The 12,737-nt window shown below is 38.4% G+C and carries 10 protein-coding genes; 3 read left to right on the forward strand and 7 right to left on the reverse strand.

The window, feature by feature from the left end; all coding sequences use genetic code 11:
- Positions 1–213 precede the first annotated feature (213 nt).
- Both ACH3PA_RS12495 and ACH3PA_RS12500 read left to right on the forward strand, forming a co-directional pair.
- Positions 214–1,479, forward strand: coding sequence for an APC family permease (locus tag ACH3PA_RS12495; protein ID WP_416443714.1), 1,266 nt, complete (start codon positions 214–216; stop codon positions 1,477–1,479).
- A 10-nt stretch (positions 1,480–1,489) separates the two neighbouring features.
- A complete protein-coding gene (locus ACH3PA_RS12500; RefSeq protein ID WP_416443712.1) occupies positions 1,490–2,236 on the forward strand; it encodes a DUF4397 domain-containing protein in 747 nt (248 codons plus the stop codon).
- On the opposite strand, the gene ACH3PA_RS12505 is transcribed toward ACH3PA_RS12500, so the two are convergent.
- The gene (locus tag ACH3PA_RS12505; RefSeq protein ID WP_416443710.1) at positions 2,233–2,625 is read right to left on the reverse strand and encodes a hypothetical protein; all 393 of its coding nucleotides are present in this window, start codon (positions 2,623–2,625) and stop codon (positions 2,233–2,235) included. The genes ACH3PA_RS12500 and ACH3PA_RS12505 overlap by 4 nt on opposite strands.
- On the reverse strand, positions 2,625–3,479 hold the full coding sequence (locus ACH3PA_RS12510) for a hypothetical protein (RefSeq protein ID WP_416443708.1): 855 nt from the start codon (positions 3,477–3,479) through the stop codon (positions 2,625–2,627). The genes ACH3PA_RS12505 and ACH3PA_RS12510 overlap by 1 nt, the downstream gene beginning before the upstream one ends.
- A 235-nt stretch (positions 3,480–3,714) precedes the next feature.
- Here ACH3PA_RS12510 and ACH3PA_RS12515 point away from each other — a divergent pair, with 235 nt between their 5' ends.
- A complete protein-coding gene (locus tag ACH3PA_RS12515) occupies positions 3,715–5,907 on the forward strand; it encodes a M28 family metallopeptidase (protein WP_416443706.1) in 2,193 nt (730 codons plus the stop codon).
- A gap of 191 nt (positions 5,908–6,098) precedes the next feature.
- Here the strand turns inward: ACH3PA_RS12515 and ACH3PA_RS12520 are convergent, their stop codons facing one another.
- From ACH3PA_RS12520 to ACH3PA_RS12540, 5 genes are all read right to left on the reverse strand, one after another.
- Positions 6,099–8,459, reverse strand: a complete 2,361-nt coding sequence (locus ACH3PA_RS12520) for a TonB-dependent receptor (protein ID WP_416443704.1) — start codon at positions 8,457–8,459, stop codon at positions 6,099–6,101.
- Positions 8,460–8,546: 87 nt separating this feature from the next.
- Positions 8,547–9,071 carry a hypothetical protein gene (locus tag ACH3PA_RS12525; protein ID WP_416443702.1) on the reverse strand — a complete coding sequence of 175 codons (525 nt, stop codon included), beginning with the start codon at positions 9,069–9,071 and terminating at the stop codon, positions 8,547–8,549.
- Positions 9,072–9,333: 262 nt separating this feature from the next.
- Positions 9,334–10,017, reverse strand: a complete 684-nt coding sequence (locus ACH3PA_RS12530) for an N-formylglutamate amidohydrolase (protein ID WP_416443700.1) — start codon at positions 10,015–10,017, stop codon at positions 9,334–9,336.
- Positions 10,014–11,234: a glutamate-cysteine ligase family protein gene (locus ACH3PA_RS12535; protein ID WP_416443698.1), complete on the reverse strand. Its 1,221-nt coding sequence runs from the start codon at positions 11,232–11,234 to the stop codon at positions 10,014–10,016. The genes ACH3PA_RS12530 and ACH3PA_RS12535 overlap by 4 nt, the downstream gene beginning before the upstream one ends.
- Positions 11,231–12,688: a RimK family protein gene (locus ACH3PA_RS12540; RefSeq protein WP_416443696.1), complete on the reverse strand. Its 1,458-nt coding sequence runs from the start codon at positions 12,686–12,688 to the stop codon at positions 11,231–11,233. The genes ACH3PA_RS12535 and ACH3PA_RS12540 overlap by 4 nt, the downstream gene beginning before the upstream one ends.
- Positions 12,689–12,737 lie beyond the last annotated feature (49 nt).

Below are 12,737 nucleotides of genomic sequence, written 5' to 3' on the forward strand. Positions count from 1 at the left end.
GAATTCTGAATTCCTGCAGCAACTTTTAGAGATATGATAATTTTTAAATCAATACACATCTTATTTTGTAGTGTGAAAATTTTTTGTTTTCCATGGTAATTTGTGTATTTCAGGTTAAAGTTTTTTAAAACTTAGTTCTATATATGTGAGTTGAATTTTATGTTTTTTAACTTCTGCTATAATTCATTTACAATCACTTAAAAAACTTCTTATATGCCAGATTCCGGGAGTAAGCTTGGGCCATTATCAGTATGGGCTTTAGCAGCAGGAGGAATGGTAGGTGGTGGTATTTACACAGTTTTAGGAGTAGTAATTGCAGTTTCTGCACAATGGGCGTGGCTGGCATTTGTACTCACTGGTTGTATTGCCGTACCATCTGCATATAGCTATGTTTATCTCACGCAAAAATTTCACAAAGAGGGCGGTGCTTTTGTGTTTCTTGAAAAAGTAAAAGACAAATCTATGGCCGGCAATCTGGCCTGGCTGCTTATTCTGGGCTACGTGCTAACAATTTCAGTCTATGCCTTTGCTTTTGGGCACTACTTATCTTTTGCTTTTCACGGCAATCCGTTTTTAATGCGACTTCTGGCAGCAGGAATTGTGATAGGTCTGGTGGCACTTAATCTCGCCGGTGTAGGAAAATTGACTAAAGTCGAAATTATAATTGTTTCGGTTAACCTGCTTGTATTATTCGCTCTTGGCGCTTATGGAATTTCGCAGTGGGATAGAACACAATTCATCGCAGGTATAGAACCGCGTCCTGCGTGGTCTGCTTTTATTGGCGGGGCAGCGATTTTTATGGCCTACGAGGGATTTCAGTTACTTACTTATGAATATGATAAGATCAAAAATCCTGATAAGACATTTATGAAGACCTTGCTTAGTGCCGTGATCTTTGTGGTCTTTCTTTATATTCTGGTTGCGATAGGGGCAACTATGCTGGGAGGTGCTCTTTCACTTGTGCGGTTTAAACAAATAGCACTTACTATTGCTGCAAAGAGCGCCTTTGGTGAAGTAGGGGTAATTGTCATGACCGTAGCTGCAGGTTTCGCGACAGCTGCTGCAATAAATTCTACGCTTTTTTCGACGGCAAATCTTTCGCAACGCATTGCAGATCAAAAAGAATTACCAACATGGTTTGATCATACAAATAAGAACGATGTGCCAGATCGCTCGATTATGGTGCTGGGCGGTCTTGCGGGTATTCTTGCTGTTGTAGGGTCGTTAAGTTCACTGGTAGAAGCTGCTAGTCTTGCCTTTTTGTGCACGTTTGGCATTGTAAACTGGATCGCTTACCGCGAAATAAAAAAACGTAAATGGATACCGATTTTAGGTATAATTATGGCGATTTTGATAGGTATGGCGCTGTTTTTTAGATTAGTGATCTCAAAACCGGTCGCTCTGGGAGCTATGCTCATAATTGTGATGCTTATCATGTTTGGCAGACCTTATTTACTTAAGAAAACAGGAAAAGATTAAGACCAGCAAGATGAAGATTAAAAACGCGCTAATACTTGTTCTAATTACTTTTTGTGGCTGTAGCCAAAACAATGAAAAACCGGCTCATATAAGATTAGGAGATTTTTTATTTGGCAATGATGCAGTAACCCTGACTTTAGAAAGCGCAAATGGTGACAGCGAAAAGTATAATATAAATTATGCTCAAATTACCGAATATAATAATGTAAAACCGGGTGAATACACCATAAAAGTAAGCAGTGACGGTAAACAACTTCTGAATAAAAAATACGGTTTGGCTAAAGATAAATACTACACGATTTACGCGTATGGCGCACCGGAATATAGCAAAGAAGTCAATCAAAAAACAATATCTACTAAGTTGCAGCACATTGTTTCCGGCGAGGATGCTGCAACAGAAAATGGTGGTCTGCCTCAACTTAAAATTCTTGATGATAGTTTTCAGGGTGGTAAAGGCGAAACTCAACTTCGCTGGCTACACGTTGCACCTTTGGCTGAAGCCATTTCCGCGGAAGCGAAAAATATTCAAAAGGATAAAAAACAAAGTCTGTCCAGTCTTAAATACGGAAAGACAGCTAAGGTTATTTCTTTAAAATCTGGCAGTTATGATGTAAAATGGAAATTAAAAGGAAGCCCTTTGCAGGTAGCTTATTTACAAAAGGAATTTAATGCAGACTCGTTATATACGCTTTTCGTGACTCCACAGCCGGGACAATATGCAGATAGTTTACAAGTGATAGTTGGCGCTAGTCATTAAGTATTCCAGGCATCTGCAATACCTTTTATAGAATCTACAATCGCCTGTTGATTGGTACTTATAATTGCTGCACCCAGCGTTACAATGGCAGCAGCAACATTGATGCCTTTTGGTATGTCACTTATAGCTTCAATAGTGCTTTTTATATCTGTAGTAATATTTTCGATTTGCGTGAGAGAAGTTTCAACTTCATCTAAAACGAGGTTTGTTGAAAGAGCCAGAATATCTTCACCGTAGTTTAGAATAGACCATTGAAAATTTCCCAAAACCTTATTCTCCTTTTTACTAAGCGCGTCCCAATTATTGTAGCGAAAATTACCAATAGCCTGCGCCAGACCCAGAAAATGCGCTGAAAGTTCGTTAGCCTGTTTCGAAGTTAATTTTGCCATTATTCTTTTAATTTTTTAAATGCGGTACCCATATCTCGCAATGCGCTGCCATAATTAGACATTTCCTGTTTTAGAACATCAGTTGATAAGGCGCTGCGCTTATCATACAATTCCTGATGTGCCATGGCAATTTCTTTAAGGCTCGCAGCATAAATTTCAAGCTTTTCCTGCTGGTGGTCTATCTCTAGTAATTGATCGTAATAACTGGTAATTGATTCTACTTTTTCAAAATCTGAAAGGCCGTCATTGAGTTTTAATTCGGTATAAAAAGCATAAAGACGTTCTTTTTTAAAATCTAATTCTTCTTTCAAATTTTGCCCCAGAATAAAGCTGAATTTATCTAAAAGCAGTTGAAGTGGCGCATTTGCTTCTTTAATATATTCTTTTATTTTTTTGCGTTTATAAACATCTGTAGAAGCTCTAAAAAGCAGATTAGAAATAGAAGAATATGCGTCTGCCTGCTCAGGCTGAATTATTACTTTGCCAAAGGTGCCTTCCTGCAAAGGTTTATTAACTGCATCCAGATTATAACCAGATACATCAAGACCGGCGATGTCTCCCAGACTTGTAAAATACCCCAATATAGAATTATAAATTTTTATACTTACACTATCTGCCTGCGCATAGGTTCTACAATCACAATCAAGAGTGCGTTTTATTTGCGATTGCTGTATGGCATTAAACTCACAACGTTCTTCACAATATTGTTTAAAACCATAACTTAAATTCTCATAATTTGATAAAGCTTCTGCAGAAGTCACAGAGAAATCACTAACCGCTTCAAGGTTAACACAGCCCATTAACGAGAACAACAAAAGAATACAAGTGAATTTTAAAAATGGACGCTGTCGCATAGATTAAGTTATTGCACTAATTTACTGAAAAGTCGCTTAAAATGAGCTCGTTAAACTCCGATTTTCAGCCCACTTTTACCGATTTTTTGCCTTTCAGGCCAGTTTTTATAATGTGCAACTGTTAATAAAGGTCTCTATATTTTTAAGTATTAGCAGTGTAGGTGGTGTAAAATTTAATTTTTAGAAGTTTGAAAGCCACTGGTATTTAGTAATTTGATAGCTAAAACTAACCATTATGAACAAAATCTATTTTATACTGCTACTCTGCGGTATAAGTCTGGGCCTGCATGCGCAGGAAAGTATTATTGGCTTTAAACCTGAAAGTGCCAAAAAGGAGTTAGCTCTCGAGTCTGCTTTTGACGAAAAAATATCTGCAACTAATCTGGATGACTGGATGAAACGCATGTCTGCGAAACCACATTATGTAGGTACAGAATTTGGCAAAGAAAACGCAGAGTGGATCGCTAAACAATTTAAATCATGGGGTTACGATACAAAAATTGAAACCTATCAGGTGCTTTTTCCTTATCCTAAAGTTCGCGAGCTAGAACTTACTGCGCCAGAAACTTACAAAGCCAAGCTTACCGCTGTGCCCGTAGAAGGTGATGAATATACATCTCAGGGAGATGCATTATTGCCAAGCTATAACGCCTTTTCTAAAGACGGTGATGTAGAGGCAGAACTTGTGTATGTAAATTATGGTGTGCCAGATGATTATGAAGAATTAGAGAAATTAGGTATAGATGTAAAAGGCAAGATCGTAATAGCAAAATATTACGGTTCCTGGCGTGGTATAAAACCAAAACTAGCTGCAGAAAAAGGTGCAATAGGTTGCATTATTTATTCAGATCCTCAGGATGATGGTTTCGCCAGGGGCGATGTGTATCCTAAAGGTGCATTTAAAAATAAAACCGGTGTACAAAGAGGTTCTGTGATGGATATGCCTCTTTACCCGGGAGATGTGCTAACACCGGGATATGCAGCTACTAAAGATGCGAAACGATTAAACCGGGAAGATGCTCCTACGATTACTAAAATACCCGTATTGCCAATTTCTTATGAAGATGCTCAACCACTCCTTGAAGCTCTTGATGGTCAAGTAGTACCAGATGCATGGAAAGGCGGTTTACCAATTACGTATCACATTGGGCCGGGACCTGCAAAAGTGCATTTAAAATTAGAATTTGACTGGCAACTGAAACCTGCCTATGACGTGATCGCTACATTAAAAGGATCTGAATTACCTGACGAATGGGTTTTACGCGGTAATCACCATGATGCATGGGTGCACGGTGCCAGCGACCCAATAAGCGGTCTTGTTGCCTTGATGGAAGAGGCCAGAGCCGTTGGCGAACTCGCAAAAGCCGGTAAAAAACCAAAGCGTACAATTGTGTATTGCGCATGGGACGCTGAAGAACCGGGATTAATAGGTTCTACAGAGTGGGTTGAAGATAACATGAAAGAACTGCAGGAAAAAGCGGTAGCATACGTAAATACAGATGGCAATGGTCGCGGCTTTCTACATGTAGGCGGTTCTCACTCCTTACAAGCGATGATAGGCGAGGTGGCAAAAGATGTTGATGACCCTCAGACTGATGTTACTGTTAAAGAGCGCGCCAAAGCGGCAGATATGGTAAGAGGTGGTGGTGGTGAGTTTAGTATTTCGGCGTTGGGCTCGGGATCAGATTATACTCCTTTTATTCAGCATGCGGGTATTGCTGCTGTAAACTTGGGTTTTGGTGGTGAAAATGCGGGTGGAGAATATCATACTATTTATGATACCTATACTTTTTACAAAAGATTTAAAGATCCCGATCTTGCTTATGGTGTGGCTCTTGCCGAAACTGCTGGCCGTATTGTATTAAGACTTGCAAATGCAGATGTACTTCCGTTTGAGTTTAAACAATGGTACAGCACCGTTGACGGTTATCTTGACGAAATTATAAAATCGACAGAAACCATGCGAAAATCGGTCGAAAAGCACAATAAAATGGTTTCACAAAATTATTTTGAACTGGCAGCAGACCCAACAAAACCTTTTAAAAAGCCAGAGAAAGAAGCAGATGTGCCTTATCTTGATTTTACACCTCTGCAAAATGCATTGGCCACTTTAAAAACAACTGTAACCGATTATGATTCTAAAGATTTTACAAAGTTAAGCGCGGCTGAAGCTAATGAACTTAATGAAAAACTAATGCATCTTGAGCAATCTTTAACTAGTAAAGAAGGACTCCCCAGGCGAGAATGGTTTAAACACCAGATCTATGCTCCCGGGTTTTATACCGGCTATGGTGTAAAAACGCTGCCAGGAGTAAGAGAAGCAATTGAACAAAAAAGCTGGACAGAAGCGCAGCAACAAATAAAAAAACTAGCAGGAACATTAAATGATTTTAATGACAAATTAGAAGGTATAAATAAGTCTATTTAAGTCAAGAGTGATATTTATAAAAGCGTCATTCCCATAAAACAGGAATGACGCTTTTAATTTTGTAGGATAATTCATTTTAATAAAAAAAGAAGAAGCAGCTGCACAAGGCAACTACTTCTTCAAACAACAGGGGTAATCTTCAGAGTTAACCAAATAGGGGTAAAAGGCTCCTTCTCTGAAATCGTAAATAACTATAATGAATAGCTTAATTTAATTCCGCCATAATAATTGATCTCATAAGGGGCGGGCAGGTATGCATCTTCTAACTGATTTACAAAAACCATATAATAATATTGAGTGCCGGTAATATTATCTGCACCGGCATATACATTAAGATTAAATCTGTTAAATGCTGTTTTAAAGCCAATTTTCGCGTTAAGCAAATTATATGCATCTGTATTATTTGCACCATCTGATGTGAATGGCATACTGTCTCTGTGATTAAAATTTAAATTTCCGTAGAAGCCATAATTAGTATTTACATCAACACCGGCATTTACAACCCATGCCGCAACACCCGCAACTGCATTACCGCTGTAATCAACCGCTACTGCTTGTCCGTTAGAATCAAGTGACTCATATTGAAAATCATCGTATTCAAAATCTGAATAGGTTACATTTCCATAAGGAATTATAGATTGAAAAAAACCTGTAGCAGATTCATAAGCGGCATAATTTGCGAGAAATTCTACGCCATTATTTTTCTGGCTTCCGCCATTAGCGATATAAGTATAAGCAGTTGTATTAGCATCAAGAGGAACAGCTACAGAGGTCATTTTGTCTTTAAATTCTGTATGGAATAAAGCCAGCTGATAGTGCAGTTTATTTGCAAATAAATTACCCTTTGATCCTATCTCAAATTGATTACCCACTTCTGGTCTCAGGCCAGTATTTAACTCACCAGAAGTTGCAAGCACTATATTCCCGCTTACCGGTGCTTTATAACCTTTACTGTAAGAAGCATAAGCAGAAAGTTTAGAATTAAACACTTTATTTATAGCAAGATGAGGTGAAAACATATTGTCATAATTTGCTGTGACAAATCGCTCATTAGTACTTTCAGGATCGTATAAATTATCCTGTAAATCGATTTGTAGACCGCTTAACCCCAGACCTGCGGTGATCGAGAAATCTTGTGGTAAATGAAGAACCCACTCTGTAAATAGCGAGTACGTTTGCGATTGAGCAGATTGATTACTTCTCATCGCACCAATGATATTGTAACCTTCAGGATCATCAGGATTTTCTACCATGCGATATCCCAAAATCTCTGCCCGTTGCTCCTGATATTCAAAGCCGGTTGTTCCGCTTAAAGCGAAATTTTCACCTAGTTTAAAATTGAGGTCAAATGCAGATCTAACGCCGTAATTCAGCGGGTCTTTATCTGTCCAGCCGCCGGCAGAGCTGTTGTTGCCATTTGCGCCCGTACCATAGATCGAGGTTGTGTTTTTTAGCCAGTCTGTAAATCGATAACTATGGCTTAATCCCGCCCGGAAGCTCACAACTTCAGAATGCGCATTGTTTTTTATGTATCGCGCATTACCGCTATAATCTTTATTTTCATATTGCTCAATTGTCAACTCACCACCACGTTGATCATAGCTGTTGCTAAAACCAAAATAGGTGCTGATGTGCTGCCGTGAACTTGGACTATAGTTTAAAACGAAATTCATAAAATCTTTAGTAGACGCAGAATGGTCCATAAAACCATCTGAGATCTGGTGACCGTAATTTAAAAGCAGCGAAGTTTTTTCTGCTCCCATTTGAAACTGTGTTGTAAAACGCGCAAGACCGTAGCGACCACCTATAAAGGACTGACTTATTGAAGTCTCTCCATTTTTAGGTCTTATGGTTTGCAGGTTTACAACGCCGGCTATTGCTAAACCGTAAAGTGAGCCTGCCGGGCCTTTAATAACATCTATATTGCCTACCGAAGCAAAATCTACATCGTCCATTTGAGTTATACCTTCAGCATCTGTGATAGGAATATTATTGAGATAGACTTTGTATCCCTGACCATCAAAATTGTTACTGGCGCCTCTAAAGCCAACTCCGTTACCATAACCGCGAATATTAAATTGCTGGCCAGAAGCTACAGCTCTGCGCTCCATAATAACACCGGGCACATTCGCATTTATCGCATCATCCAGAAATAATCCCTGGCCGCGGTTAAGCTGTGCAGAATCTAGTTGCACTAAAGCGACTGGTTTTTGCAGCAATTGCCGTCTAGATTGTGCGCCTGTAAGTTGCACCTCATCAAGAGCACTTGTTGATAATTGTAAAGGTATTATTAGCTCATCACCACAATCTTTTATGGTTGCCGAGGTACTTTCATAACCTATGTAACTAATGTTGAGCGTGAGGTCATTGTCACAAGTAAAGTAGAAGTTTCCGTTGTCATCAGAGGTGGTGATTTTACCTCCATTTAGGGCGATTTTTGCTCCGCTAAGCGGGTTTTTAGTTGCTGCATCTATTATTTTTCCGCGGGTATTTTGCGCAAAAATGCTGACACAACATAATAATCCCAAAAGGGATAATGTAATTTTTTTCATAGTGGGTAGGTTTAATAAATAATAATCCTGAGCGCATAAGCGCTCTCAGAAAAGGGAATGTTTAGATCATTCTCATCATTCTATTTATTAAACATGCCTGGGAGGAGGCGCTGTGATTTCCTGACTGCGAGAACCATAGGCGCAAGAATATCGCCAGTTGGCAGAGTCATTTGCAGATGTATTTATATTTAATGAAAGGGGTGAAAGTTCTCTTTCGGGTAATATCTTAATTACATTTTTTAGAACGGAAATTCTGGTGTTCTTAGTCTTTTTATTTTGTTTTTGTTGTTTTCTAAAATTGATGACCAGTGCCGTTTCCAGATCATCTTTAATGCAGTAATAGATGGTGTTTCCGTTTTTGTCGATCTCAGTTTTAGCGATATCATACATAATTCCGCGAAAGCTAAACTCGGTATCGTCTTCCCATTTTATAGATTTCTTATTTGTGGGAGTTTCTGTAATGAGCACAAGCTGAGATTCTGGTACGCCTTCGCGAATGCGTTGTATCATCTCTTTGCGCAAATGACACTGCTGAATTTTAAACAGCACCAGATTACCTGCGAGATGAACCACAAACACTAAAAGAAGAATACTTGTAAGCGCTTTTCTCAAAAATGGTTTTTAAGTACAATTTAGTAAATAGAATTACAAAAATGCGCTGGGTATGTATTTTTTACAACAGAAAAATAATTGACAATAAAATGGGAAAATCACCTTTTTATTTTCGTGTATAATCTCTTTTTGAAAGATTGATTATCCCGTTACTTGTAGAATAGAGAAGATATATCTTCGTTAAAGTAAGCACTAACCATCACAGTAATCGTGCTATGAAGAAGAAGGAAGCCGGCTATGTATTGTACATGGCCGGTCTTTTTTAATTTACCAGATGGGAAACAACTGTTTTGATATCCGTTTTTAATTTTTGTGGAAATTTGCCATTTTTTACCCATTTCTGGTTGATTTCTAATTCAATCCCTAAATAATTTTCGGGAAATAGCTTGCGCAAGTATGTTGTGAAACCATCTGCGCTTCCTAAATAAGGGTAATTGAATCGTATCTTAATTTCTGGCGAAAGCTTATTTAGTTCTTCCTTAAATGTTCTCGTAATTTCTTTTTCTGCAGGCCGCTTTGGGTCATAGAGTAGCCCAATATCATTCGTTCGTATTTGCTCGCCAAGTTGTGGAGTAAAAGAATGCAGGGAAATATGTAGAACTTTATTTTTGTTTACGATTTCCTTTTTTATTTGCTCCTCAACAGCGTTGCGGTAAGGCAGATAATAGGCCTCAATAAGCGATTTTTGATGGTTTTTGCCTAGTTTTTTTGAGTAAACGGAAAAGAGATTAACATGGTGCAAAGACCTGTTGAACTCGATCAAAAGCCGGCTGGTGGTATTCAATTTCGCAAAAGCGGAAATATCTTTTAAATAATAAAAAAGATCTTCTGTGCCGGGATCATAACCACGATGCGTCGCAAGTTCATCCCCATGCTCATTAAACAAAAATTTATATTCTTCCGGAATTAAATTACCGCCATGCTCGGCGCTAATTATAAGCTTCATGGCAGGTAGATTTCGTTTTTAAGAAGGCATTCTTCCAGCTTTCTATAAACTTGTGAAATATTGTCATGCGTACAATCTTCACCAATCCCTTTTAAAATTCTGGTGGAAAGTGTTCCGTTTTTTAGTAGAATTTCGATGGTTTTTTGATGATTTTGACCGATTTTTTCTTTGACTTTTTCATACAAATTTGACCAAATCTCATTCACTGAAGCTTCTTCTTTAGAGCCAAAAAGTTGTAGGTAATTCTCATCTGTAATCAGCGCTTCTTCGCCGTCTTTTATCACCTGATTCAAGATAGGAAGCAAATCATCTTCATGTTGCTTTTTCTGAGTTTCGAGTGAGATTTCTCCGCTGCTTACAATCCACTTTAGTGCTTCAATAATGAGAACAGCGATGGCAATATCTACCTTTGGGCATTCCTGAATATCGAGCACTCTAATTTCTATAGCAAAACGATCAAAACGGGCAATAGCGCCACGGGAATTGAGAAAATAATGCTCCAGAATATTATCAGGATCAAAGGGTTTTATGGCTTCTTTTATGGGGTTGAAAATACCTGTGTGATAATCTGCTTTGCTAAAAAAACCTTCAGGAATTACTTTTCCAGCCATTTGTGGAATTTCCTTCTGGTTGTATTTATAATATTCTAAACGTGCATCTTTAAAACCGCTGTTTTTGCCATCAAAAACGGGCGAACTGGCACTTAAACCGGGCATTATGGGTAACAAAACGCGTATGGCTGCGTGCAATTTTTCAAACTCTGCGTCATCCCAAAACGGAAGATTAATGTGCATACTTTGCAAGTTTGCCCAGCCATGACCACTACAATCAAAGATCTTATCGTAAAGTGAATAGATCTCGTTATGATCATGTTCCCAAAGTTTCTTTTCGGTCTTAGAATCCATAAACGGATGTGCAGCAGAAGGCAGGAGGGAAGCTTTAAAGGGCTTTAGAAGCTCAGAAATTTCGACAATATTCTTATGAAAATCGGTGTCAAGCGTGTCTAAATCGGCATCTGGCTCGTGCGTTTTTAATTCGATCACATGCGCAACAAGTTCATTACTCCATTCTATTCTCCCGTTCTCGATATCAGAAATTAGAGTTCCGTTCTTTGCAGTTAAGAGTTGGTCTACAATAGGCGCAATTTTAAGATCACTTGCATTAATGACCATGTATTCTAATTCTATTCCTGCAACTTCAAAAAGGTGGTAACTCATAATTGTTTTCCTTCTATGCGCTTGATTAACGCTTCAATAATTTTGGTGTAAACCAGATCCCCGTAATGTGCATCTTCAACACCCATATCTATGTTAGGATTGTCGTTGATCTCAATTACCAGCGGTTTGCCATTTACTTCTTTAATATCTATACCGTACAAACCTGCACCCATTATCTTTGCTGTACTCAGGGCAGTATCTAATATTGCTTTGGGCACATCTTCTATAGGCAGACAATCTGCATTACCATCCTGATCGTCTTTTTTAGCCGCATCCCAATTATAGATCTGCCAGTGACCTTTTGCCATATAGTAGCGACAGGCGTAAAAAGCCTCACCATCTAAAATACCTATACGCCAGTCATAATCTGAGGGGCAATACTCCTGCGCGATAATAAGCTCAGACTCTTTAAGCATATTTTTCACCAGCGAGTGATATTCTTTTTCTGTTGTGGCTTTCTTTACACCAAACGAAAAAGTAGAATCAGGTGCTTTTAGTACACATGGCAAGCCCACAATATCAAGCACTTTTTTTACATTATCGTGATGAACGATAATAGTTTTAGGCGCGGGTATGTTTGCATTTTGTAAAGCCTCTGCCATAAAAACCTTATTGCAACACTTTAAAATTGCATCAGGATAGTCTACGATCGCAATATTTTCCTGCTGGGCTTTGCGGGTAAAAGCATAGGCTTCATTGTTAACTTCTGTACTCTGGCGAACCAGTAAAGCATCAAAAGCAGAAAGCCTTGAGAGATCTTTAGGACTAACAACTTCTACGTAAAAATTAAGTTTTTCTGCGATTTCTACAAACTTTTTAATCGCTTTAGAATTGCTGGGAGGCGCAGGATCATTTTGCTGTACCAGTATTGCGAGATCATACAAAGCCTTAGTAGGTTTTGCTGTATCGTATCGCTTTTTAGCGAAATATTGCCGCGCAAATTCATAAGCACTTTCTTTGTGCTCTTCAGGTATTTCTGAAGTTGAAATTGCACGAATGTTCTGAATATTCCAGCGGTTTGTATAATTGAATTTTATCCTAAGAAAAGGGATCTGAAAGTGACGATGAAACATCGCGCTTAGCTCTTTGTATTTACTGGCCACATTCTGCCCAAAATAAACGCTGAGAACAAATTCTTTAGATTTAATATTTTTCAGGCTTTTTTGAATGATCTCATCAAATTCATCTGAAACTATACGCACTAATTTAGGTGTACGCAAATCTACCAGATTTTTTATTGCCGGTAGAGGTAAATGCCCTCTGGCCTCTGCAAGTAAAGAAACATAGTACCCTTTTGACTGGTATGAGTAATCTTTACAAAGGTTAAAAATGCGTGCGTTTTTTTTCTTAGAATGTTCAGGATTTGTAAGGTAATCCTGAGCAGAAAGAACCTGGATATCTTCACCTAAAAAGTCCCAGGTTTTTGGGTTGTCAACGACAAGAAATTTATTCATTTACAGTTTGAAAATAACATCAAAAGTAAATCAAATACTAATTGAATTA

Origin of the sequence: Leeuwenhoekiella sp. A2, assembly GCF_047946655.1 — a bacterium.
Classification (GTDB): Bacteria; Bacteroidota; Bacteroidia; order Flavobacteriales; family Flavobacteriaceae; genus Leeuwenhoekiella.